This is a genomic window from Promicromonospora sp. NPDC060271, from assembly GCF_042726755.1.
Taxonomy (GTDB): domain Bacteria; phylum Actinomycetota; class Actinomycetes; order Actinomycetales; family Cellulomonadaceae; genus Promicromonospora.
Genome location: NZ_JBHXBG010000083.1, coordinates 1 through 24,366, shown reverse-complemented (window position 1 = coordinate 24,366; position 24,366 = coordinate 1). Strand labels below are relative to the sequence as shown.

Below are 24,366 nucleotides of genomic sequence, written 5' to 3'. Positions count from 1 at the left end.
CACCCCCACCCTGCCTTCCCCCCCCCCCCCATCCGTGGCGCGGGCCCCCCTCCCCACGGTTTGTGTGCTTTTTATTCGCCCCTCCAGGCGCGCTGGAAGGGCGAATATCCAGCACTCAACGGGGGTGTCAGTCGTTCGAGAGCGTTACCGTGCCCTCGTATGCCTCGCGGTCGCCCTGGGGCTGGATCGGGCGGGCGTTGTTGTCGTAGGTCTGCTTGAGGACCGCTATCTGCTCCGCCGACAGCTCTATGGGCTCGTGGTAGACGACCCAGTCGACGCCCTCGGTGCACGGCGGTGTCGTCAGGCTGCCCGCGTACTCCTCGAACGTCGGGTCCGTCGGCAGCATCGCGGCGACGTCGATCGGCAGCTCGTCAGAGCCCGGCTCGGCCGCGCCGTCGATGAACGGCTGCCATGCTTCGTTCTCGTCACCCTCCTTGGCGAGGACACCGAGCACGAGCGCCTGTCCGTCCTCGGTCGTGTGGACGAAGTGGAACTCGGCGTCCAGCGCCTTGCCCTCGACGGTGTGCTCCGACGGCATGTGGAAGTGCACCTGGGCCAGGTCGAACTCGTTGTCCTTCCACTCGATCTCGGACGCGTCGCCGTCGGGCACGAGCTGGATCGTGTGCCCGGTGTCGACCGACTTCCCGACCGTCGGCGACGACGAGATCCTCGGGTGGGCCGTCAGCTTCTCGGTGGCGTGGTCGGGCAGGTCGATGGGCGACTGCGCGTCGCCCGCCTCACACTCCGCGAAGTCCTTGGCCAGGTGGCCCCACTCCTCCGGACCCTCCTCGCCGTCGTACGACCAGTGCACCTCGCCTGCGGCGTGCTCGGCCGGCGGCGGAGCGGACGACGTCGCGTCACCGGGGGAGCTGCCCGCCGCGCAGGACGCGAGCAGCGGGGCAAGGAGCAGGAGCACGGGCAGGGTGAGCTTCTTCATGTGGCTACCTCTCGTGGGGATCAGCCGATCGCCCAGGTCCAGGAGACCGGCAGGACAAATTACTCCCGATCCCCTTGCCCGAGGCACCCACCCGGATGTGACGTACGACGCGTTATCTCGCGGGCGTCGGCCACCAGGCACGGACCGTGCCGAGGCGCCGGAGCGTTCCGGGTCGTCCGCCGCCGAACCCGCCGCCGCCGAACCCGCCGCCGATCCGTGCCGTGGCGGCGTGCCTGCGGGAGCGCACGACCTTCGGGTCGAGCAGGATGCCGCCGAGCATCATGCCGCCCGTGATGGGGCCGTTCGCGTCCGAGCCGTTCGCGTCCGCCTTCGCCTGGGCGGCGATCACCGCGGCGTCCGCGTCCGCGCGGGCGAGCCGCGCGGCCTCCTGCACGAGCTTGCTCGCGCGCTGGGCCTCCCCGAGGGCCGCGGCGGGGTCGGCCGGCTGGAGCGAGCGGGCGGCGTCGGCCAGCCTCGTCGCCTCCGCGAGCCGCGTCCGTGCGGGCGAACCGACGGCCCCGCGGCGCGTGGCGACGAAGTCGGCGGTCTGCCGGAGCTGCTCCTCGACCCGGCCGAGGGTGTCCCGCAGCAGCGCGGACGCCCGGGCCGCGACCTCGGTGAAGTCCCGGGTCCCGGCGAGGGCGGCATCGAGCGCGGCCTCCGCTGCCGCGATGCGCTGCAGCCCGGCGAGCGGGTCACCGCCCTCCCGCGTGACCTCGACGTGCTTGAGGGAGGCCTGTGCGGCGGTGCGCGCGAGGGTCACCCGGAAGTCGCCCTCGACGGTCCTGGCGGCGACCACGTCCTGGGTCAGCGACGCTATCGCCTTGTCGAGCCGCCCTGCCGCCCGGTCGAGGTGCGCCGCGGTGGCGTCGACGGCGTCGAGCAGCACGACCGCCTGGCCGAGCGCGTTCTGCGCGCCCCTCGCGTGCGCGACGGCTACGGCCTTCTGCCCTGCCTCCAGGGCGGAGCGCCCGGCTGACACCGCCGCCTTGGCGTTGACCAGCAGCAGCTCGGCCTGTTCCGGGTTGCCCGAGACCATCGCCAGCGCCTCCGCCGGATACCGCCCGGCGAGCCGTTCGAGGGTCGCGCGCGTCGCGGCCACCCGGTCGGTGACCTCCGGCTCCCGTGCGACGACGTCGGCCAGCAGCTCGGGCGTGCGCTGCTGCAGCCGGCGCAGGTCGTCGAACGCACGGGTGCGGGCGTCGAGCGTGTCGGCGGCGCTCTCGCACAGCGCGATGACCCGGGTCAGGCGCGCGCGCCGCTCGGCGTCCCCCAGCACCGGGCGGTACTCGTCGGCCTCGTGGTCGTCGGCCGGCGGGGCGCCGTCGGCCTGCGTGTCCGCCGTCTGCGTGGCGACGTCCAGCTCCTGCCGGATCGCGAAGGCCTGCCGGACGTCGGCGGCGGCACGCGCGAGGATCAGCTCGAAGTCCCGCGTCGCGTCGGCGCCCAGCTCCGCGCGGGCGAAGCCGAGCTCCTGCTCGCAGGTCTTGAGCGCGTCGTCGATGCGGACCAGGGTGCCCGACGCGCGCTCGTCGAGCTCGGGGAGGGGCAGGTCGGCGAGCTCGTCCGGCACCGGGCCGCCGGCCGTGGTCGAGCGGTCGGTGAGCCGGGTCAGCCGGGGCAGGGCCCGGGGGAGGGCCCGGGGGAGGGCGAAGCGCCACAGGACGTAACCGAGGGCGGCGAGCACGAGCGCCCCGGCCACCGCGACACCGGCGACGAGGAGGGGGTCGGTCGCGCCGGTGCCGGCCCGCCGGACGGCGTCGGCGGCGTCCGTGGCTGCGGGCGCCCAGCGCTCGTCCTCGACCGCTGATGCCACCGCCCTGTCGATCGAGCGGAGCTGCGCCGTGGTGAGCGGGACGTTGGTGTCGACGGACAGGCCGAACTCGTGGTCGACGGTGGCGACGGCCAGCAGCAGGTCGTCCGGGCCGAGGCCCGACTGGTTGGCGCTCGCGTTGGCCCAGTCCACGGGCTCGGTGCCGTCGAAGCTCTCGATGTACACGACGAACATGCGCAGGTCCGACTCCTCGGCGAGCCGGTCGAGGGCCGCGTCGACGTCCTGGCGCTCGGCGTCGCTGAGCGCGCCGGCGTCGTCCGTCACCTGGTCGGTGAGGGTGATCGGCGGCGACGCGGGGAGCACGTCCGACATGAGCTGCGCCTGGGTCGCCGCGGACAGCCGCGGCGAGACGGACGGCATCGGATCGGACGGCATGGAGACCGTGGCGTTGGCGGCCTGGGAGGTCGCCGCCAGCACGACACCGACAAGGCCGGCGAAGGCCACGATCGCCCAGCCCCCGGATGCCCGGGTACTGGGATCGTGCTGATGCTCGTGCCTAGCTGGGGACTCGATCACGTCCTGATAGTCACCCCGGGTTCAAGGCCACGCAATCGGAGAGCGTGACGTTGCGGATCTGCAACGAATCCCCAGGTAAACGCCCAGCGTGAAGCGCATTTTCACAGCCCGGTCATGGCCCTGCTGAGCAGCGGGCCGATGCCACGTCCGGCCGGTCAGGAGGCCGTGTGATCCGCCGGTGACCCGTCCAGGTCCTCGGCGTCGACTATGCGGTAGGCGTAACCCTGCTCGGCCAGGAACCGCTGCCGGTGTGCCGCGAAGTCCTGGTCGACGGTGTCCCGTGCGACCACGGCGTAGAAGTGCGCCGTGCGGCCGTCCGCCTTCGGCCGCATGATGCGCCCGAGACGCTGCGCCTCCTCCTGCCGCGACCCGAAGGAACCCGACACCTGGATCGCCACCGAGGCCTCCGGCAGGTCCACCGAGTAGTTGGCGACCTTGCTCACCACGAGGCGGGAGATCTCGCCCTCGCGGAACGCCCCGAAGAGCCGCTGCCGTTCCTTGTTGGTGGTCGCCCCGGTGATGATCGGCGCGTCGAGGTGCTCGGCCAGCTCCTCGAGCTGGTCGATGTACTGCCCGATGACGAGCACCTGGTCGTCGGGGTGGCGCGCCACGATCTGCTCCACCACCTTCTTCTTGCCCGACGCCGACGCGGCGAGCCGGTACTTGTCCTCCAGCTCGGCGGTCGCGTACGTCATGCGCTCGCTCTCCGGGAGCGTGAGCCGCACCTCCACGCAGTCGGCCGGCGCGATGTAGCCCTGCGCCTCGATGTCCTTCCACGGCGCGTCGAACCGCTTGGGCCCGATCAGGCTGAACACCTCGTCCTCGCGGCCGTCCTCGCGCACCAGGGTGGCGGTCAGCCCGAGGCGGCGGCGGGCCTGGAGGTCCGCCGTCATCCGGAAGACCGGGGCGGGCAGCAGGTGGACCTCGTCGTACAGGACCAGGCCCCAGTCGCGGGCGTCCAGGAGCTCGAGGTGCGTGTAGACGCCCTTCCGCTTGGTCGTCAGCACCTGGTAGGTGGCGATGGTGACCGGCTTGATCTCCTTGCGGGTGCCGGAGTACTCGCCGATCTCGTCCTCGGTGAGGCTCGTGCGCCGCACCAGCTCGTCGCGCCACTGGCGGGCGCTCACGGTGTTGGTCACCAGGATCAGCGTCGTCGTCCCGGACTTCGCCATCGCGCCCGCGCCGACGATCGTCTTGCCGGCGCCGCAGGGCAGCACCACCACGCCCGAGCCGCCGTGCCAGAACCCGTCGACGGCCTGCGCCTGGTAGGGCCGCATCTCCCACGGCTTGGCCTGCTCGTGCTCGCTCCGTGGCTCGGTGACCGGGCTGAGCCGGATCGGGTGCTTCTCGCCGTCGACGTAGCCCGCCAGGTCCTCCGCCGGCCAGCCGAGCTTGAGCAGCACCTGCTTGAGGTGGCCGCGCTCGGAGGGGTGCACGAGGACCGTCGACTCGTCCAGCCGCTCGCCGACGAGGCCCGCGGTGCGCCGTGACTTCAGCACCTCCGCGAGGACCGCCCGGTCGGTGGTGCGCAGCACCAGGCCGTGTGCAGGGTCCTGCGCCAGCACGAGGCGCCCGTAGCGGGCCATCGTCTCGGCGACGTCGACCAGCAGCGCGTGCGGCACGGGGTAGCGGCTGAACTCCAGGAGTGTGCTCACCACCTGCTCCGCGTCGTGGCCGGCCGCGCGCGCGTTCCACAGGCCGAGCGCCGTCAGGCGGTAGGTGTGCACGTGCTCCGGCGCGCGCTCCAGCTCGGCGAACGGCGCGATCGAGCGCCGCGCCCTCTCGGCGTCCGGGTGGTCGACCTCCAGCAGGAGCGTCTTGTCGCTCTGCACGATCAACGGGCCGTCGGGCATGGGGTCTCCCTCAGTTCTGCTCTGGTCCTGCTGGTGCGCCTACGGCGTGGACGACGTCGGCAGGACCGACGCGATGCGGTGGACGGCGATCGTCAGCTCGGCCTCTCGATCCGGGTCGAGAGCACGGAGCCGCCCGCCGTCGAGGTTCAGTGGCTTCAGCTCGCGGCGCTCCAGCCGGCCGGTGTGGCCGGCCACCTCGACGATCACCGTGGTGCCGTCGCGGAGCGCGTCGCGCAGCAGTGCCAACCCGTCAGCGGGGTGCTGTGTTCCCGGGTCCTCTTCCGGGGTGCCCGTGCCGTTGGGCGCCGCGCCCGCGCCGACGGCCGCCGCGGGCGTCGCCGGGCGGTCGAGGGACGGCGCGTCGGCGGCCGCGAGCGGCTCCAGGGCACCCGGCCGCGGCCGGTCCGCCGACGGCTCCGGCGGAGCCGGCACCGCGCTGACCACGCGGTACCCGCGCAGCGGGATGCCGCCGCCGGACGTCGAGACCGACCGCGCGACCTCTGCGGCGTCGGCCCGGGCCCTGGCCCCTGCGCGCGCCGCCTCCTCCACGGCGCGCAGCTCGGCGACCAGCGCCTCCGGGTCGGGGCTGCGGTCGACGACCTCGGAGGTGGTGCCCGCGCCCATCCGGATGGCGGCCGCCGAGCGGGGAGCAGGCATCGCCCGGCCCGTCACGCCCCGGCGGGCGACGAGCACGCGCCCGTCCGGTCCTTCGAGCGCCGAGACCAGGCCACGCTTGCGCAGCGCCTCGTGCAGGGCGGCCGCGGGGACGGACGCCGCGAGCACTGTCGGCGCGAGCCGCACCAGGCCGAGGCCCACGAGCGTCGGGTCGTGCTCGAGACCGGCGAGCACCGTCGCGTCGGCGGCCCGGAGGTAGGAGGACGCGGTACCCACCCGCACCGCACCGTGTCGCCGCGCGGTGTCCCGGACCAGGTACTCCAGGGGCTGCGGGACCGGAACGGGGGAGCGGCGAGCGAGCTCGTCGAGCATGCCGTCAGCGGTCTCGCCCTGGTCGAGCGCCCGCGTGACGGACGCCGGGCTGAACCGCACGGTGGTGGCGGCGCCCCGCGACTCGACGTCCGTCGACCGCTCCAGCAGCCGTGCGAGCCCGCGCGACGGGCGGCCGGGGACGATCCCCGTCAGGTCGCCCTGGAGCAGGATCTCGTCCACCTCGTGGGGCAGGACGGCGCGCAGCGCCTCAGCGGGATCGCCCGCCGACATGTCAGACGTACGGGTCACCCGGGTGACCTGTGGGTCTGACACGTCGGGCGGGGCGGTGAGGAGGGCCCGGCCCGGTGTCGAGAGTGCGCCCGCCCCTGTCACGCCCAGCCACTCGGCCTCGACCAGGAGGCCCTCGACGGCGGTCGCCGGCGGGACGGACCGCGGCGTGTGCCAGGTCAGCACCTCGACCACGTCCTCGGGTGCCGGCGCGAGGACGGTGGCACCGGCCGGCTCGGCCGCGAGCACGCCCAGCACGCCGTTGCGCAGCCGGGGTACCCACGGCCGCTGCAGGTCGGGTGACAGCGGTGCCCGGAGCGCCCCCTTGTCGTCGCGGGAGCCCACGAGCCACGGTGCCCGTCGGGAGGCGAGCCAGGCCTCGACGAGCCGAGCCCAGCGGGCGGCGTCGTCCAGCTCGTCCCAGTCGGTGACGGTCGGCACGTACGACGGCGGCGCCTCGCCGTCGTCCCGGACGAGGCCGGCCAGCGCGGCGACCTCGACCACGAAGGCCGCCGCCCGCTCGTCCGTCTCGAGCTGGGCGGCGACCCTGCGCAGGTCGCGCACGGCCAGGCCGCCCGCGCGCAGGACCGACGGAGGGCTCTCGTCCCAGGACTGCCGGAGCAGCCGCACGCGGCGGACGAGCTCGAGCGCCGCGCTCGCCGCCTCGGCGTCGGCGGTGGCTGTCGGTACCGGCCTGCCCCGCGGCTCCGGCGGCAGGGTGCGCGGCTCGCGATGGGTGTGCCCGTCGCGGAGCGCCAGCCCGACCAGGCGCGGCAGCACGACGTGCCTGGCGTCCGACCGGACCAGCAGATGCTCGGTCACCAGCCAGTTCACGGCGTCCCGCGGCCGGGTGCCCGCGGGCGGCACGACGCCGACCGGGGGACCCCAGGCGAGCGCGTCGAGGATCGCGCGGGCACCGGGCGGCGCGTCGGTCAGGAGCGCGCCCAGCGCCGCCGCCGTCTCGGTCCGGCCGGTGGCCGACCCGAGCGCGTGGTCCACCGCCTCGGTCAGCCCGGCCGGGACGGGGTCGAGGTGCGGCCCCAGCCCCGCGGGGTTCGGGCCGAGCAGCTCGTCGAGGCCCGGGACCGTGCGCAGGTCGAGCGTGGTGCCGTACTCGCCGCCCGCGTCCCAGAGCAGCGCCTGCTCGACGGCCCGGCGGACGGCGGCATCGACACGGGGGCCGTCCTCGGCCGACCCGCCGAGCGCCCAGGTGACGACCTCCGCGCTGAGCGGCCCGGCGAGAGGCGAACCGTCGGAGCCCTCCGCCGGGGAGCCGGACGGCACGCGGAAGACGGGCTCCAGGGCGAGCACCGCCTCCAGCACCTGCAGGGTCAGGGCGTCGGAGCGGGCGAGCGCCCGCTCGAGCGAGGTGCGGCTGGAGGCACGGGCCGCAAGCGAACGCAGGGTGGAGGGAGACGGCGCGGCGAGATCAGGACGGGCGCGCAGGAGCGCGGCGAGCGCGGTGTCCGAGCGCTGCCGGAGGTCGTCGGCGAAGTGCCGCGTGGCCGCCGCCGGCGCTGCGGGGAGCGAGGAGGCCATCCTGACGATGCTACGCGGGTTTCCGGGCCGGAAGTTCGGCCGGTCCATACCCGGGACGGCTTCAGATCCGCGCCGTGCGGCGGCAGACCTCCTCCCACGGCGTCGGAGTGATGCCGAAGCGGGCGCGGGCGGCTGTGTCGTCCAGGACGTACGGGCGCTCCCACTGGTAGATGATCTCGCGCATCTCCCGCATGAGCGGGGAGACCAGGGCGGTGGCGCCGAGGGCGGCGCCGCGCAGGGAGGAGATCTTCACCGGCGGCTTGCCGACGCTCGCCAGGACGTCGGTGAGGGCCTGCGCCTGGGTCCGTGGCGCGTTGCTCGGGACGTGCCAGACCCAGCCGTGGGCGCCGGGGTCCTCCGCGGCGGCGACCAGGGTGCGTGCCGCGTCCGCGACGTCGGTGAACGTGTGGGGCAGGTCGGTGCGGCCCATCATCACGGCGCGCTTGCCCCGCAGCGCGGTGGGAACCTGGCGCGAGATGTGCCCGTTGCCGCCGACGCCGCGCCCCATGTAGTCGGAGCCGCGGATCTCGACGGCGCGCAGCCGGCCGGCGTCGTGCGCGGCCTTGGCGTCCGCCCACATCCGGGCGCGGAGGCGTCCCTTGTGGTCGGTCGCGGCGTCGGGCAGGTCCTCGGAGAGCGGGCCGTCGACAGGGCCGTACGGGTAGAGCGTGCCCGTGATCGCGTAGACGGCGCCGGAGCGCTCCGCGGCCGACAGGAGGGACGCGGCGAGCGAGGGCCAGACACGCTCCCACTGCGTGTAGTCGCCGGGGTTGGCGCAGTTGTAGAGGTAGTCGGTGCCGTCGGCGGCGCGGGAGAGCGCGTCGGCGTCGGAGGCGTCCAGGGCGAGGTGCGAGACGCCGTCGACCCCGGTGCTGCGGCCCGAACGGCTCACGACGGTGACGCGGGAGCCGCGCTCGGCCAGCAGGGCCGCGACGTGGGTGCCGATGGGGCCCGCGCCGACGATGAGGTGGCGGTCAGTCATGATCATTGCTCCATTCTGAGAGCGGTGCTCTCGTTTGCGTGCCGCAAGCGTGGCACGAGCGGGTGGGGCTTGGCAAGAGCAGTGCTCACGTTTGTGTGCGGTGATCCATCGGTGGCACCCTGGAGCGCATGAGCCCGGCCCGAACCGCACGCGCCCTCGCCCGCGAGGCCATCACCCGCGAGATCCTCGACTCAGCCCGCGCACGGCTGACCACCGACGGCGCCGCCGGGCTGTCGTTGCGCGCCGTCGCCCGCGACGTCGAGATGGTCTCCTCGGCCGTCTACCGGTACTTCCCGAGCCGCGACGCGCTGCTCACCGCCCTCCTCATCGAGGCGTACGACGAGCTCGGCACCGCCGCGGAGGCCGCGGACGCCGCCGTCGCCGACCGGTCGGACGTCACCGCGCGCTGGCTCGCCACCTTCCGCGCCGTCCGGACCTGGTGCGTCACGCACCCGGGCGAGTTCGGGCTCCTCTACGGCACACCCGTGCCCGGCTACGCCGCGCCGCGGGACACCGTCGACCCCGCGACGCGGGTGGTGCGCGTGCTCATCCGCATAGTGGGGGACGCCTACACGGCCGGGGCGCGCCCGCCGGTGGTGCCGGCCACCGGTCCGGGCGCCGCGGCGGACCCGGGGACCGTCGCGCCCGCGCTCGCCTTCATCGCGCGGCACGGGCTCATCGAGAGCGCCGGCCCGGCGGGCGCCGGGCTACCGGAGACCGTCCGCCGCGCCGTCATGGCATGGACCGAGCTGTTCGGGGTGATCTCGTTCGAGCTGTTCGGGCACCAGGTCGGCTCGATCGCTGATCCCGAGGCATGGCTGGACGAGGTGGCGCTACGCCTCGCCGCGGACCTGGGTATACAGGCCTGAAACCCCGCAAACGGCCCTCCGGGACGAGGCGCCGGGCAGGACGCGCGGGCGAAGAGTGCTCAATGCATGCGACGCGGCACGGTTCCGCCCGGTAACCTGGTGCTTCCGGTCCCAGGTGGCGCGCTCAGCTCGCAGCAGCCAGGGCCGGTCCGGGCAATCCCCGAGCAGTCACCTGCAGTTACCCGAGCAGTTTCGTTGAGCAGTATCGACAAGCACAGAAGAAGGTCGCAGTGCCCACCGGCAAGGTCAAGTGGTTCGACACCGACAAAGGCTTCGGTTTCATCGCCAACGAGGACGGAGGCGAGGTATTCCTGCACGCCTCCGCGCTGCCCGACGGCGTCGTCCCCAAGCCGGGCGCGCGGGTGGACTTCGGGGTGGCCGACGGCCGCCGCGGTCCCCAGGCGCTCGCGGTCAAGGTGCTGGACTCCGCGCCGTCGGTCGCAAAGGCGAAGCGGAAGCCCGCCGACGACATGGCTGTGATCGTCGCTGATCTGACGCAGATGCTGGACCGCGTGGCGAATGATCTTCGCAAGGGGCGTTATCCGAAGAACCCGGAGCTGCTCGCCAAGATGCTGCGCAAGGTCGCAGACGACTTCGACGCCTGAAACCACACGAGGTCCCGAGGAACATGGTCACGACCATCGCGCCCGCCATACGAACGTTCGCCAGGCGGATCGCCGCCCGCGCGAGCCGAGACGCCGTCCTGAACGGTGCCGCTGAGCTCGCGCGCGCCGCCGCACAGGAGGTCGCCGAGCGACCGGAGGACGTCGGGGAGCACCTCGGCACCTTCTTCGAGGACGAGCGGGTGGTCTCCCACCGTTTCAACGCGACCATGCGGGGGTACCGCGGCTGGCACTGGACGGTCACCGTGACGCGCGTGCCGCGCGGCCGGGCCGCCACGATCAGCGAGGTCGAGCTCCTGCCCGGCGACGAGGCCATCCTCGCCCCGGCATGGCTGCCGTGGTCCGAGCGGCTGCGCCCGGGCGACGTCGGCCCGGGTGACGTGCTGCCGTTCCGCGCCGACGACCCGCGGCTCGAGCCCGGGTACACCCCGACGGGTGACCCCGAGGTGGACGAGGTCGCGATCGACGAGCTGGCGCTCGCCCGCGCCCGCGTGCTTTCCCCGCAGGGCAGGGCCGAGGCCGCCGAGCGCTGGTACCGCGGCACGCGCGGCCCCACCACCGCGGGCGCCGTCGCGGCGGCCGCCGAGTGCATGACCTGCGCGTTCCTCATCCCCCTGTCCGGTTCGATGGGGCAGCTCTTCGGCGTGTGCGCCAACGAGTGGTCGCCCGACGACGGCAAGGTCGTCTCGCTCGACCACGGCTGCGGCGCGCACTCGGAGACCGACGTCGAGGAGCACCCGACCGACTGGCCCGCGCCCGCGCCGCTGATCGACGAGCACGAGATCGAGCCCGTCTCGCGGGTCGAGCCGCACGAGACCGCGGCCGAGGACGAACCCTCCGCGTGACCCGCGACCCCTTCGGCACCGGCGCGCTGCGGCGCGCGGTGACCGAGGCGTGGCGTGCGTCGCCCACGCGCTTCCGCGAGGACGCGAACTCCGAGGAGGACCACGCCCGCGGCTACTACCGCGACCGGGTGGTGGTCGAGCTCGCGCAGAACGCCGCGGACGCCGCCGCGCGCGCCGGGGTCCCCGGCCGCCTGACGTTCCGGCTGGAGCCGGACGGGTCCGGCGCAGGTGGGCCGGGCGACGACGGCGCGGGCGTGCGGCTCGTCGCGGCCAACACGGGTGCGCCGCTCGACGCCGACGGCGTCGCGTCGCTGGCATCCCTCCGTGCCTCCGGGAAGGTCGGGGCCGCCGCCGGTGCTGTCGCCGACGCAGGTACGGGCTCCGGCGACCCGACGCGTGCCGTGGGGCGGTTCGGCGTCGGGTTCGCCGCCGTCCGTTCGGTGTCCGACGACGTGGTCGTCCGCTCGCGCACCGGTGGCGTGCGCCTCTCGCTCGCCGCGACGCGCGCGGAGCTGGGGCTCAGGACTGGGAGTGCCGAGGTCGCGCCAGACGGCGAGCAAACAGCCGACCTCGCGCCAGACGCCGGCCGCACGGCAGCGCTCCGGGACGAAGCTCGGTCCCGCGGCGACGCGCTGCCCGTGCTGCGGCTGCCGTTCCCCGCACCCGGGACGGCGCCGGACGAGCCGGACACCGTGGTCGAGCTCGTGCTGCGTGACGCCGACGCCGTCGCCGCCGTCCGCGCTCAGCTCGCAGCGCTCGACGACGCGCTCCTGCTCGCCCTGCCCGCGCTCGACGAAGTGGTCATCGAGGATGACTTCGCAGGTCAGCCGGGTTCTGAACCGCGCGATGCGGCGTCGCTGCCGAGCCGGCGCGTGCTGCGCGACGTCGGTTCCCGGTGGCATGTGCACCGCGCGTCCGGCGCCCTCGGACCTGACGACGGCCTGCCGTCCGAGGCGCGCCGCCCCGACTGGTCGGTGCTCTGGGCGCTGCCGACCAGAGGCGGACGCGCCGCGGGGAGCGCGGCACTGCACGCGCCGACCCCCACCGACGTCCGGCTCACGTTCCCGGCCCTGCTCGTCGCGTCGTTCCCCGTCGACCCTGGGCGGCGAGGTGTGCTCCCGGGCCCGACGTCGGACCGGGTGGCCGCCGAGGCCGGCCGCGCCTACGCCGCGTTCCTCGGCGGGCTCGGCGCCGAGCACGAGGTTCTCGGCCTCGTGCCGACCGGGCTCCCCGCCGGGGAGGTCGACGCCGCGATCCGCGCGGCGGCCGACGCGGCCCTGCGCGACACCCCGCTCCTCCGGCTGGGCACGCCCGCTCAGGGGCCGGAGCGCCCCCAGGAAGCAGGCGCCGACGACGCGCCCGGTGCCCCACCGCGCATCGCGCCGAGGGGCGCGGCCTTCCTCGCCGGACCGCTCGGCGAGGACCCGGCCCTCGCCTCCGCGCTCGCCGCCGGCACCCCCGCGGCCCTGGTCACCGTGCCGGTGCGGTACCAGGCGCTCGCCCGCTCGCTGGGCGCGGAGTCCGTCGACCTCGCGGACGTGGTCGAGGCGCTGCCGCCCGAACCCGGCGTGATCCGCGCGGCCCTCGACGCCATCGCCCCGCACGCCGGCGAGCCGACAGTGCTCGAGGCGGTCGCCGGGGCGCAGCTCCCGCTCGCCGACGGCCGCGTGACCCGCGGCGCCCGCGGCACCGTCCTGCTCGACGCACCACACCTCGCCGGGATCACCCGCGCGCTCGGCGTCCGCGTCGTGCATCCGGACGCGGCACATCCGCTGCTCGAACGCGCCGGCGCCGTCCCCACCACCCCGCAAGGTCTCCTCGCGGACCCGGCGGTCCGATCGACGGCGCTCGCCGCCGCGGAGGATGTGCTGGACGACGGCGACGCCGAGCACCTCGGGGCCGTTCTGTCGGCGGCATCGACGGCGGGCGCGTCGTCTTCCGGCACGGCTCCGGATCCGGGCGATCGGGACCCGGGCGCCCTCGCCGACCTGACGTCCACCGAGGTGGTCGTGGCGGTGCTCGAGCTGGTCCGGCTGGCGGCCGAGACCGGCTCGGCCGACCTCCCGTTCTGGCTGGGCGAGCTCCCGGTGGCCGCGGACGGCTCCGTCGTACCGCTGCGCGAGGCGGCCCTGCTCGGCACGTGGGCGGCCGAGCACCTGGACCTCGCCCTGGTGCGGGACGACGTCGTCGAACGCTGGGGGAGGGCCGCCCTCGCCGCCGCCGGTGCCCGCGCCGACCTGGTCGTCTACCGGGCCGCTGACGTCGTGACCGCCGACGGTGACGACGCCGGCGACGCCGACTACGGGCCGGACGACCCCGCCGGCTGGCTCTCCGACTGGGACGAGTACCTCGAGCACCTCGCGGACGAGCTCGGTCGGGGCGCGTGGGTCGGGGACGTCGAGGCCGTCTCGGACCTCGACTCGCTGCGTGACGCGACGGACGCCGAACCCGGCCCGCTCGCCGCGGCGCTCGGCCGGGTGTCGGCCGATCCCGGCCTGCGTCGCGCGCTCCTGACCCCCGTGCGTTCCCCGGACGCCCCCGGCCGCCAGGCCGTGTCGTACACGGCGTGGTTCCTGCGGCGTCGAGTCGGTGCGCCGTTCGCGCTCGGCGACACCCCTCTGCTGCCGCCCGCTCCGCCCGCGACCGCCGGGCTCGACGGCGACGTCCTTGCCGCGCTCGGCGGGCTCCACAACCTAGCTGACCTGCCCGGACCTGACTGGCCGGCCGTGCTGGAGCGGTTGCCCGAGCCGCGCGCGGACGAACCCAGGACCGTGTCCGCCGACGTCGCACGCGCCGTCTGGGCAGGCCTGGCCGCGCTCGCCCGCGGCGGCGAGACCCGGGCGATCACCCCGGCCCGGCTGCCCGCGCTGGGGCCGTCCGGTGTCACCGTTGAACACGTCGACGACCTCGCCGTCGCCGCCTCGGCACGCTGGGCCCAGCTCGGTCCCGTGGTCCCCGCCCCGGCCGACGTCGCCGAGGCGCTCGCCGAGCTGCTGGACCTTCCGTTCGAGGGCGACACCGATATCGCCCCCGACGAACCCGGCGAGGCGGTGGAGCTCGATCCGCGGGTCCGGGCGCTCGCGCCCGGCGCGCCGCCGACGTGGCAGCGCCACGACGTGCTGACCGTCGAGGGAAAACGCGTCGCGTGGTGGGTTTCGGAGACGCCGGCCGACGCAGGCGGGCCCGGAGTCGCACATGCCGTGTCGCCCGAGGGCCTGGCCCGGGCGCTGGCCGAGCTCACGGGCGTGGACCCGCTTCTCCTGGAGGCCGCGCTGCGCGACCCGGCGCGCGCGGAGGAACTGAGCGCGGAGCGCGTCTGGGAGTGATGACTTCGGTCAATTGCTCTGAGATCGGTCCGTTGAACGACCGATCTCAGAGCAACCGACCGAAGTCGGGCCGCGGCGGGGGCGGGCGGATCGCGGCGGGGGCGGCCGGAGGCGGGAGCGCTAGCGGTGGCGGCGGGCCCAGAGCAGGCCGAGCCCGCCGAGTGCGATGCCGGTGCCGCAGATCCACACGGGCTCGAGGCCGCCCCGCCCGGTGAGGTGGAGGATCAGCGTCACGACCAGCCCGGCGGCGAACAGCACCATGCCCGCGCCGAAGACCCGGAAGAGGTCGGCGCGCGGAGCCGGCGGGCTGGGCCGGCGCTCCTCGGGATGGGCCAGCAGGGAGCGGATCGTTGGCACTCCGCCAGTCTACGGACAAGGGCCCGTCGGGCCCGTCGGCACGTGCGGTGCGACCGCGGGTGAACTGCGCCGGTCAGGCGCGGAGCGCCGCCATCATCGGGGTCAGCGCGTCGAGGATCTGGTCGTAGCTGCGCCGATAGGTCTCGGCGGACCGCCGGTACGGGTCGATCACCTCGTCGTCGTGGTGCCGGCCGACGTGGTGGGGTCGTTCGAGGAGCGCGGCGGGTACGAGAGTGGCGAGGCGGGCGGCGTCGTCCTGCCCGAAGACGCTGCCCGGGGGCAGGGTGCTGGACAGCCGCCCCAGTTCGGCGACGGTGACGGTGCGGTGCACCGCTGACGGCACCGCCTCGACCACCCGGGTGCGGTGGTCCGGGGTCAGGGCGAGGATCAGGTCTGCCTCTTCGACGAGCTCTCGGGTGAGCTGCCGCGCGGCGAACGCGGCGGGCGGGAACCCGCCGGCGGTCAGGAGCTCCGCCATGGGCTCGGAGATCGGTTGCCCGACCAGCGCATGCGTCCCGGCGCTGCTGACGGTGACGGACGAGTCGAGGACGCTGCGCAGCAGGGTCTCGACGGCGGGCGAGCGGCAGATGTTGCCCGTGCACACCGCGAGCACGGAAAGCGACATAAGGGACGCCCCTCTCGAAAAGTCTGTTTAGTCCGGCGCCATTCTAAGCATGCATTACTTTGCCTCGACCGCTTTGTCGGTGCTTTACAAGTTAAATCACCCCTTAATGCACCCCAAAAAAGCGTGAGGGTGAATTCTGCCGTGCCCTCTTGACGGGTCGCGGGTAACGTGACGCGGATCGTGCGGACATAGCCATCAGGGGGGTCTGGTGACACATCCTGGATGGGGCGACAAGTGGGCGGACGCACCGGTGTTCTCGCCCGTGAGCGGCCCCGCTCAAAGTACGCAGACGGACAGTGTCGAGGCGGGAAGTGCGCAGGCGGGCGACGGCGTCGACGAGGGCGCCAAGGTCCTGCCGCTCAGGAAGCCCTGGACGAGCGACCCCGCGCCGGGGGCCGGGGGCCTCGCCACGGTCACGAGGGTGCGTCCAGCGCCTCCCGCGCCGGCACCGTGGAAGAAGCCGCCGCTGCCGAGGCGGGTGTACTGGACGCGGCGGCGGCGCCGGAACCTGAAGTTGGTCCTGCTGAGCGTCACGGGGCTGCTGGTAGCCCTCGCGGTCCTCATGGCCTGGGTGGTGCTCGACGCCGTGCGGGCCCGCGACGCGCTCGCCCAGGCCGCCCGGGGCGTCTCCACGCTGCAGGCCGACGCCGTCGCAGGCCGCACCGAGCACCTGGACACGACCGTGGCCAAGCTGCAGGACCATGCCTCGGACGCCCAGGCGGCGACGGTCGGCCCGCACTGGACGCTGGCGAGCCGGCTGCCCGGCGTCGGGCCGACGGTGGAAGCCGTTGCGACCATGGCAGCGGTGGTCGACCGCCTCGCGCAGGGTCCGCTCCCGCAGCTCGCCTCGGTCGTCGAGGTGGCGGACCCCGCGACCTTCGCACCGCACGGTGGCCGCGTGGACCTCGCACCGCTGGAGGGGGTGGCGCCGGACGTGCGGCGCGCCGACCAGTCCGTCGGGTACGCGCAGCAGCGCGTCGAGGACATCGACCGGTCGCCGATGCTGCCGCAGGTGTCCGCCGCCCTCTCCGCCCTGGAAGGGCAGCTCGGCGACCTGCGCAGGTCGACGGCGACGGCGGCCCGCGCGGCGCAGCTCATCCCGCCGATGCTGGGCGCCGACGAACCGAGGGACTACCTCGTCCTGGTGCAGAACAACGCGGAACCGCGGGCGCTGGGCGGGGTCGTCGGGACCGTGCTGGTGCTGCACGCCGACCGCGGCAGGATCGAGCTCACCGACCAGGTGCACGCCAGCCAGGTGGGGCCCTTCCGGCCGCCGCCCGGCACACTGACGGAGGGCGAGGAGGCGATGTTCGACGACGCGGTCGGCGGCTGGATGCAGAACGTGACGTCGACGCCAGACTTCCCACGGGTCGCCGAGATGGCCCGCGCGATGTGGGAGCACGAGACGGGGCAGCTCGTGGACGGCGTGCTGTCCGTCGATCCAACGGCGCTGGCCGGGCTCCTCGAGGCCGACGGGTCGGCACGTGCAGGCGCCGGCGCGGGGCTGCTGGGGGAGGAGCTGGTGAGCTACCTCGTGGGCGGCATCTACCTCACGGAGACCCCGGACGACGCCGACCTGATCTTCGCCGACTTCGCGGCGTCGGCGTTCGCGTCGTTGTCGGAGGGCTCCGGAGAACCCGGCGGGATGGTCGAGGCCCTCGCGGCGGCGGCGCGGGAGGGCCGGCTGCTCCTGTGGTCGGCACACCAGGGGGAGGCGCACCTGCTCGAGGGCACGGTCCTCGACGGCGGGCTGCGCGGGGTGAACGGCTCCCGGCCGGTGGTCGGCGTCTTCACCCAGGGCCTGCAGGCGGCCAAGGTCGGCTACTACCTCGACACCGCCGTCGACGTCGTCGAGCGGGGCGCACGGCCCGGCGGGGCGCGCGAGCTCGAGGTGACCGTCGCCTACACCTCGCGCGTCGGCGAGCCCGGTGCGGGCTCGCCGCCGGACCACCTGGCCGGTCAGGACGAGAGCGAGCCGGGCCTGATCCGGCTCCGTTCGATCGTCTACGCGCCTGCCGGCGGCGCCGTTCTCGACGCATTCGAGAACTCGGAGAAGACCGGGATCTCGCCGCAGCGGCACGACGGGCTGTCGAGGGCATTCGAGGACATAGAAATTCACCCCGGCGAGACAGTGTCTGTGACCTATGCAATTATCACTGGGAAGCACCAGGACGGCGATGTCATTCTCCGTACGACACCGGGTACACGACCTGCTGAAGTGTCAGTCGGAAAATGACACCGACCGGCCGATCAAAAGTCACTATCCAGGGGACAGGGCAATGCTTCGACGTTTCATCAGTGCTTTGGTGATCGCCATGACGGTCGTGCTGGCGCCGGCCGGAGCCGCGTACGCGGGCGAAGCGGGTGCCGACCACGGCGAGCACCCGTGTGCCGTCACCGAGTGCGCGGACGAGCCGGGCGCCGGTGCGGGGACCGGCGGGGCCACGGGCGGTGCGGACAGCCGGACGAGCATCGTCGCCACCGGCCCGACGAGCTTCCCGTACCTCGCGATCGCAGGCGGGCTGGTGGTCGCCGGCGTGGCCGCGATCGTCGTCAGCCGGATCCGGACCCGCCAGAACTGATCCTCCAGGGCCATCCGTTCGTGGCCTTCCGATCGGCCACCCGCCGCACCTCACCGCCTGGATGAGGCGCAGCGCGCGGCCGGACCCAGTGCACCAGCCTCGATGTACCTGTCCAGGGGGAGTGTGCCTTGACCGTCGAGAACCGTCCGAACGCCGCCGACCTCGATCGCGAGGCCGCCGCGCTCAAGGAGCTGGACGACGAGGCGGCACGGCTCGCCGCGTCGATGACCGCACCGGCGCCGCGCAAGGGCCCGGCCGCTCCGTGGCAGGAGATCGTCACCGACCGTGCGCTGTTCGTGGACATCGTGGCAGTGGTGGCGGCCGTGACCCTCGGCTACGTGCTCCGCTTCGACCGGCAGGTCCAGGTCGACCTCTTCGAGCCGCGCGGCGGCCAGTACGTCCTGATCTCCGTCGCGCTCGCCGAGGCGTGGGTGATCGCGATAGGTCTCGCCGGTGCGCGCAGCCCGCGCATCCTCGGCTCCGGCCGTGAGGAGTACGTACGGGTCGCGAGGGGCTCCCTCGCGCTCTTCGGCCTCGCCGCGATCGTCTGCTATCTCGTCAAGTTCGACCTCGCGCGCTCGTACGTGGCGGTGACCCTGCCCGTCGGCCTGGTGTTCCTCGTCGTCGGACGCAGGGTGCTCGCGGCGCGGCTGCACGCGGAGCGCGCGCACGGACGCTTCCAGCGCCGCACGCTGATCGTAGGCGGGCGGGACGCGGTGCTCGACCTCTGCCGCCGTGTGGACCGCGCGCACGAGGCAGGCTTCCTGGTGGTGGGCATCTGCATACCGGGCGGGGCCGATGTCCCGTCGCCCGTCGACGGCGTCCCGGTGCTCGGCCGCGTCGAGGACGCCGCAGAGGTCGCCGGCAGGATCGACGTCGACGTCGTCGCCGTGACGGCGTCCGACAGCGCGACGCCCGCGGCGCTCAAGCGGCTCGCATGGGACCTCGAGGTCACGGGCGCCGAGCTCGTGGTCGTCCCCGCGCTGGCGGACGTCGCAGGCCCGCGGATGCTGATCACACCGGTGGACGGCGTTCCCGTGGTGCAGGTCTCGCCGCCCGGGTACACGGGCCTCCAGCATGCGATGAAGCGCGTGTTCGACCTGGTCGTCGCGTCGCTGATCGCGGCGGTGGTCGCCGTCCCGATGCTGCTCCTCGGGCTCTGCGTGCGGCTCACCAGCCCTGGGCCGGCCATGTTCCGGCAGCAGCGGATCGGCCTGAACGGCAAGCCGTTCACGCTCTACAAGCTCCGGTCGATGCGGCAGGACGCCGAGGAGAGCCTCACCGACGTGCTCGACGGCGAGGTGGGCGTCTACTACAAGCGCAAGGACGACCCGCGCGTCACCCCGCTCGGCCGGTTCCTGCGCAAGTACTCCCTCGACGAGTTCCCGCAGCTGCTGAACGTCATCAAGGGCGACATGAGCCTGGTCGGTCCACGGCCGCAGGTCGCGCTCGAGGTGGCCCAGTACGACGACGCGCTGCGGCGGCGCCTGTTCGTCAAGCCGGGCCTGACGGGCCTGTGGCAGGTGAGCGGCCGCAACGACCTGACCATCGACCAGGGCACGCGGCTGGACCTCTACTACGTGGAGAACTGGAGCCTGCTGGGTGACATCTCGATCTTGCTGCGGACCGCTCGCGAAGTGTTCGCACCGAGCGGTGCGTACTGATCGCCCGGATGCGCGGCATTAAGCGCGGCAATACGATTTAAAACTATTGCCGGTCGGCTGGTTCGCCGATTTCTCGGGGCGACAAGAGGGCATTTGTTTTGCGCGGGAAAGGGGAGCGGTGCGTTCAACGAGCGGCAGGGGGCGGGCCGAGGACCCTGCGGACCCCTCGGACGTCGAGACCGTCGTCGGCGTACCGATCCGGGTGCTCCACGTGCTGCCCGCCCCGAACGGCACCACGCAGTACGTCGACCACATGATCGGCGGCGCACCGCCCGAGATCCAGATCCTCACGTTCTCGTGGCCGCGCGCGATCCTCGGCGCGTACGACGTGCTGCACGTGCACTGGCCGGAGTTCCTCGTGCGCCAGCGGACGCCGGCCGGCCGGCTCGTGAAGGTGCTGCTCGCCTACCTGCTCCTGCTGCGGCTCGACCTGACGGAGACCCCGGTGGTGCGCACGGCGCACAACCTCGCGCCCCACGAGTCGGGCGGCCGCCTGGAGCGGTCCTTCCTGGCGGCGCTCGACCGCCGCACGGTGCTGTGGATCAGGCTCAACCCGACGACGCCGCTGCCGCCAGGGGTGCGGAACGTGACCATCCCGCACGGCCACTACCGGTCCGTCTTCCCGCCCGACCCCGGCACGCGGCCCGAGCCGGGGCGGCTGTTCCAGTTCGGCCTGATCCGCCGCTACAAGGGGATCGAACGGCTGCTCGACGTGTTCCGTGCGGTCAACGACCCGGCGATGCGCCTGACGATCGTCGGCAGGCCGGAGGACACGGCGCTCGCGAACCACGTCAGGGCGGTCGCCGCGGCGGACCGCAGGATAGAGGCCAGGCTGGAGTTCGTGCCCGACGACGTGCTGGCGCGCGAGGTGCGCCGCGCGGAGCTCGTGGTGCTGCCCTATCAGGAGATGCACAACTCTGGTGCCGCGCTGCTCGCGCTGTCCCTCGACCGGCCGGTGCTCGTGCCGCGCGGCGCCGCGACCGACGGGCTCGCCCGCGAGGTCGGCGAGGGCTGGGTGATCATGTACGACGGCGTGCTCCAGCCGGCCGACCTCCTGCGGGCGATGGCCGTCGCGCGGATGACCCGCGAACGAGGGACCCGCCCCCACCTGGACGAGCGCGACTGGGAGCTGGTCGGCAGGCGTCACGCGGAGGCGTACCGCAAGGTGGTGCCGCATCTCGCCGGCGGGCTCCGGTGAGCGGGACGCCGGTGGGAACTGGTCCGGCCCCGCTCGGCCGGCAGGCGGCCCGGGGCGGCGCCGTGACCATGGGCGGCCAGCTGCTCAAGGTCGGCGTCCAGGCGGTCTCGATAGTCGTCCTGGCGCGGCTGCTGGCTCCGGAGGCCTTCGGCTACCTGGCGATGGTGCTCGCCCTGGTCGGCGTCGCCGAGACGGTGCGGGACTTCGGGCTGGCCAACGCCGCCGTCCAGGCGAAGACCCTCTCCGACGCCGAGCGTGACAACCTCTTCTGGCTGAACACCCTGATCGGTGCGGTGCTCACGGGAGCAGGTATCGCCTGTGCGCCGCTGGTCGCGGCCTTCTACGGGCAGCCGGAGCTCGCGAACGTCACCCGCTGGGTGTCGCTCAGCTTCCTGCTGAACGCCGTGGCGACGCAGCACCGGGCGAGCCTCGTGCGCGGGATGCGCCTGGGCGCGGCAGCCGTCGCGGACGTGGCCGGGCCGGTCGCGGGCCTGTGCGTAGCGGTCCTGGTCGCCGTCGCCGGCGGCGGCTACTGGGCCCTGGTGGCGCAGCAGCTCGTCGCGGCGGCCGTGATGTCGGCAGGGGTGGTCGCCGCCGGGCGGTGGGTCCCCGGCCTGCCGCGGCGGCACGTCTCCGTGCGACCGTTCGTGCGGTACGGCTCGAACCTGCTGGGCGCGCAGCTCCTCGGTTACGCCACCCGGAACATCGACACCGCGATCCTCGGTGTCCGGTTCGGCGCGGGCGTCGCGGGCCTGTACAGCCGCGTGTACCAGCTCATGGCGCTGCCCATCCGGCAGGCCACCTGGCCGGCCAACCGCGTGGCGCTCCCCGTGCTCTCCCGGGTCCACGACGATCCGGTGCGCTACCGCGAGTTCCTCCTGTTCGGTCAGACGATCCTGCTGCACACGATCGTCCCCGCCCTGATGCTGGCGGCGGCACTGGCGGGACCGGTCGTCGACGTCGTGCTCGGTGAGCGGTGGTCGGCGGCCGCCCCGGCCTTCGCGATCCTCGCGGTCGGCGGTGTGTTCGAGGCAGCGGGGTTCGCCCCGGGCTGGGTGTTCCAGTCGGCGGGGCGGACCGGTGCGCTGCTGCGGTTCACGCTGGTGACCAGGCCGGTGGTGCTGCTCGCGATCGGCGGAGGCAGCTTCTTCGGCATGACGGGTGCGGCGCTCGGCTATGCGGCCTCCACGGCGGTGGTGTGGCCGCTGGGCCTGTGGTGGGTCGGCCGGGTCACCGAGGCGCCCGCGCGGGCACTGTTCTGGAACGGCGTCCGCGCGTTCGTGAGCCACGGCGCCGGCGCCGCGGCCGCCGGGCTGGTCGCGAGCCGCCTCGCCGACCTGGGCTCGTGGACCACCCTCGCGGTGGGCCTTCTCGTCTGGGCCGGCGCCGTCGCGCTGCAGGCCCTGCTGTGGCGCAGGCTCCGGACCGACCTCGGCGTGCTGCTGCGCGGCGCACGCCTGCTCTCGCGGAAGGGAGCGGCCCGTGAGCCCGCCCGCACCTGAGACCTCCAGGAGACAGCACATGGGCGCAGGACCCAGGACGACCCTGGTGTGGCTCGAGGGCGCGGCGGAGTCGACAGCCGCCGGCGTGCACCTGGACGGGACGCTGCGGCGCCTGGCCGCGCTCGGCATTGCGCCCTACCGGGTGGTCGCCCGGCGCGGCCGGTCGGGCGGACGGCTCACCCGCCTCGTCCGGCTGCTGCTCGGCTCCGTGCGGCAGCCGCGGCACGGGCTCGTCGTCGTGCGCTGGCACCCGTTCGCGCTGCCTGCCCTGGTCGCGGCACGGCTGCGCGGCGGGGCCTCGGTCGTCTGCGCCCAGGGGGTCCTGGCCGAGGTGGAGGCGGTCCACCCGGGGATCGGCCGGTCCCGCCTCCTGCGGTGGGTGGCGCTGCGCCCGCTCGTCGTGGCGGACCGGGTGGTCGCGCCCTCGGCGGGCATCGCGCGCTGGGTGGTCGAGGTGACGGGCCGGCCCGCCCACGAGGTGACGGTCCTGGAGAACGGCGCCGACGTCGGCCTGTTCGCCGCGGCGCGCCGTGCCCCCGAACGGCCGCCCTACTGCGTCTTCGTGGGAAACCTCGCGCCGTGGCAGGGGATAGGCGACCTCGTGGCCGCCGTCCGGCAGCCGGCCTGGCCGGACGGGCTGCGGCTCGTCGTGATCGGCGACGGCGTCGAACGCGAGCGGGTCCTGGCCGCTCGGCCCGACGGTGTCGAGTGGCGCGGCACGCTCGACCGGGCCGACGTCGCGCGCGTGCTGGGCGGGGCGACGCTCGCCTTCGCCACCCGTGGCGCCGTCACGGCGAGCGCGCGGGGCACCTCGCCGTTCAAGGTGATCGAGGCAGCGGCCGCCGGCCTCCCGGTGGTGGCGACCGACGTGCCCGGTCAGGCTGAGGTGGTGCGCGACCTCGGCAACGGCGTGGTGGTACCGCCCGGCGACCCGGCAGCCCTCGCCGCGGCGGCGGCCCGGATCATGGCGGACGGCGGCTACCGCGACCGGCTGCGGCAGTCCGCCGTCGAACGCGTCGCGGCCTACGACTGGACGGCGGGGAGCGACGTGCTCGGCGCGGCGATCAGTGCTGCCGCGCGTGCCGTCGGCCGCCCGCGCTGGGGCCTGGGGCGCCCCGCCGACTCGATGACGGAAGGCCTGGTCGAAACGCGATGACGTCCGACACGACGAACGACACCACGAACGAGACGACGGGGGCCAGGAGGTCTGGCACAGCGAGCGACACCGGGCGGGTTGCCGACGACGCACGGCCCCTCGGCCTGCTCGCCGACCTCGCGGCCAACCGGACGAGCGACGACCCGCGTCGCCCGGGCACCGCCGGTGTGCTGCCGACCGTCCTCACGCTGCGCTTCCTCGCGACGTTCCTGTACCGCGCCTCCGCACGAGCCGGCAGCTCCGTCCCCGTGCTGGGCTCGGTGCTCAAGCAGCTCAACCACGCGATCACCGGCGCGGACATCGCCTGGTCCGCGCGCATCGGACCAGGGCTGGTGCTGTGGCACCCCACCGGCGTCGTCATCGGCCCCCGCGTGGTCGTCGGCCGCGACGCCCGCGTGCAGCAGGGCATCACGCTGGGCGCCGCCCGGTCCCGGACCGGGCAGGACGGCGACCCCGTCCTCGGCGACGGTGTCTACGTCGGCGCAGGCGCTCGCGTCCTCGGGCCGGTACGCGTGGGCGACCGGGCGCGGATCGGCGCCAACGCCGTGGTGCTCACCGACGTCCCGGCTGATGCGTCCGCCGTAGGCGTCCCGGCCCGGATCATCCCCTGACGAGAGGGGTTGTGGCGCGGCCGGCGCCTCATGTGGTGCCGCGGTCCGACCGAGATCGGTCGGATGCACGCGGTCCGGACTGAGATCGGTCACTTGCTCTGAGATCGGTCAATCAAACGACCGATCTCAGAG

Annotated in this window: 18 protein-coding genes; 11 read left to right on the top strand and 7 right to left on the bottom strand. The window is 74.2% G+C overall.

What is annotated here, in order from left to right; all coding sequences use genetic code 11:
* Positions 1-127: 127 nt before the first annotated feature.
* The 5 genes from ACFWE2_RS14370 to ACFWE2_RS14350 all read right to left on the bottom strand — a co-directional run bounded on the left by ACFWE2_RS14370 (position 128) and on the right by ACFWE2_RS14350 (position 8,876).
* Positions 128-937: a carbonic anhydrase gene (locus ACFWE2_RS14370; protein WP_377224912.1), complete on the bottom strand. Its 810-nt coding sequence runs from the start codon at positions 935-937 to the stop codon at positions 128-130.
* A gap of 112 nt (positions 938-1,049) precedes the next feature.
* Complete coding sequence (locus ACFWE2_RS14365) at positions 1,050-3,287, bottom strand: TPM domain-containing protein (protein ID WP_377224911.1); 2,238 nt, start codon at positions 3,285-3,287, stop codon at positions 1,050-1,052.
* 155 nt (positions 3,288-3,442) lie between these two features.
* Entirely contained in the window at positions 3,443-5,140 is a 1,698-nt protein-coding gene (locus tag ACFWE2_RS14360) for a DNA repair helicase XPB (RefSeq protein ID WP_377224910.1), read from the bottom strand.
* A gap of 39 nt (positions 5,141-5,179) precedes the next feature.
* Positions 5,180-7,894, bottom strand: coding sequence for a helicase-associated domain-containing protein (locus ACFWE2_RS14355; RefSeq protein WP_377224909.1), 2,715 nt, complete (start codon positions 7,892-7,894; stop codon positions 5,180-5,182).
* 61 nt (positions 7,895-7,955) lie between these two features.
* The gene (locus tag ACFWE2_RS14350) at positions 7,956-8,876 is read right to left on the bottom strand and encodes an NAD-dependent epimerase/dehydratase family protein (protein ID WP_377224908.1); all 921 of its coding nucleotides are present in this window, start codon (positions 8,874-8,876) and stop codon (positions 7,956-7,958) included.
* 128 nt (positions 8,877-9,004) lie between these two features.
* Here ACFWE2_RS14350 and ACFWE2_RS14345 point away from each other — a divergent pair, with 128 nt between their 5' ends.
* From ACFWE2_RS14345 to ACFWE2_RS14330, 4 genes are all read left to right on the top strand, one after another.
* Complete coding sequence (locus ACFWE2_RS14345) at positions 9,005-9,745, top strand: TetR/AcrR family transcriptional regulator (protein WP_377224907.1); 741 nt, start codon at positions 9,005-9,007, stop codon at positions 9,743-9,745.
* Positions 9,746-9,975: 230 nt separating this feature from the next.
* On the top strand, positions 9,976-10,350 hold the full coding sequence (locus ACFWE2_RS14340) for a cold-shock protein (RefSeq protein WP_377224906.1): 375 nt from the start codon (positions 9,976-9,978) through the stop codon (positions 10,348-10,350).
* Between the two features lie 23 nt (positions 10,351-10,373).
* Positions 10,374-11,213 carry a DUF3027 domain-containing protein gene (locus ACFWE2_RS14335; protein ID WP_377224905.1) on the top strand — a complete coding sequence of 280 codons (840 nt, stop codon included), beginning with the start codon at positions 10,374-10,376 and terminating at the stop codon, positions 11,211-11,213.
* The gene (locus tag ACFWE2_RS14330; RefSeq protein WP_377224904.1) at positions 11,210-14,539 is read left to right on the top strand and encodes a sacsin N-terminal ATP-binding-like domain-containing protein; all 3,330 of its coding nucleotides are present in this window, start codon (positions 11,210-11,212) and stop codon (positions 14,537-14,539) included. Before ACFWE2_RS14335 ends, ACFWE2_RS14330 begins: the two co-directional genes overlap by 4 nt.
* Before the next feature lie 120 nt (positions 14,540-14,659).
* Here ACFWE2_RS14330 and ACFWE2_RS14325 read toward each other — a convergent pair whose 3' ends face one another.
* On the bottom strand, positions 14,660-14,896 hold the full coding sequence (locus ACFWE2_RS14325; protein WP_377224903.1) for a DUF2530 domain-containing protein: 237 nt from the start codon (positions 14,894-14,896) through the stop codon (positions 14,660-14,662).
* Positions 14,897-14,969: 73 nt separating this feature from the next.
* Entirely contained in the window at positions 14,970-15,521 is a 552-nt protein-coding gene (locus ACFWE2_RS14320; RefSeq protein WP_377224902.1) for a low molecular weight phosphatase family protein, read from the bottom strand.
* 208 nt (positions 15,522-15,729) lie between these two features.
* On the opposite strand from ACFWE2_RS14320, the gene ACFWE2_RS14315 reads away from it, so the two are divergent.
* The 7 genes from ACFWE2_RS14315 (at position 15,730) to ACFWE2_RS14285 (ending at position 24,234) form a co-directional block, all read left to right on the top strand.
* Positions 15,730-17,757, top strand: a complete 2,028-nt coding sequence (locus ACFWE2_RS14315; RefSeq protein WP_377224901.1) for a DUF4012 domain-containing protein — start codon at positions 15,730-15,732, stop codon at positions 17,755-17,757.
* A 79-nt stretch (positions 17,758-17,836) separates the two neighbouring features.
* The gene (locus ACFWE2_RS14310) at positions 17,837-18,103 is read left to right on the top strand and encodes a hypothetical protein (protein ID WP_377224900.1); all 267 of its coding nucleotides are present in this window, start codon (positions 17,837-17,839) and stop codon (positions 18,101-18,103) included.
* 128 nt (positions 18,104-18,231) lie between these two features.
* Positions 18,232-19,767 carry a sugar transferase gene (locus ACFWE2_RS14305; RefSeq protein ID WP_377224899.1) on the top strand — a complete coding sequence of 512 codons (1,536 nt, stop codon included), beginning with the start codon at positions 18,232-18,234 and terminating at the stop codon, positions 19,765-19,767.
* Positions 19,768-19,885: 118 nt separating this feature from the next.
* On the top strand, positions 19,886-20,965 hold the full coding sequence (locus ACFWE2_RS14300; RefSeq protein WP_377224898.1) for a glycosyltransferase: 1,080 nt from the start codon (positions 19,886-19,888) through the stop codon (positions 20,963-20,965).
* A gap of 11 nt (positions 20,966-20,976) precedes the next feature.
* Positions 20,977-22,467, top strand: coding sequence for a lipopolysaccharide biosynthesis protein (locus tag ACFWE2_RS14295; RefSeq protein ID WP_377224897.1), 1,491 nt, complete (start codon positions 20,977-20,979; stop codon positions 22,465-22,467).
* 19 nt (positions 22,468-22,486) lie between these two features.
* Positions 22,487-23,623 carry a glycosyltransferase family 4 protein gene (locus tag ACFWE2_RS14290; protein ID WP_377224896.1) on the top strand — a complete coding sequence of 379 codons (1,137 nt, stop codon included), beginning with the start codon at positions 22,487-22,489 and terminating at the stop codon, positions 23,621-23,623.
* The gene (locus ACFWE2_RS14285) at positions 23,620-24,234 is read left to right on the top strand and encodes a serine O-acetyltransferase (RefSeq protein WP_377224895.1); all 615 of its coding nucleotides are present in this window, start codon (positions 23,620-23,622) and stop codon (positions 24,232-24,234) included. Before ACFWE2_RS14290 ends, ACFWE2_RS14285 begins: the two co-directional genes overlap by 4 nt.
* Positions 24,235-24,366 lie beyond the last annotated feature (132 nt).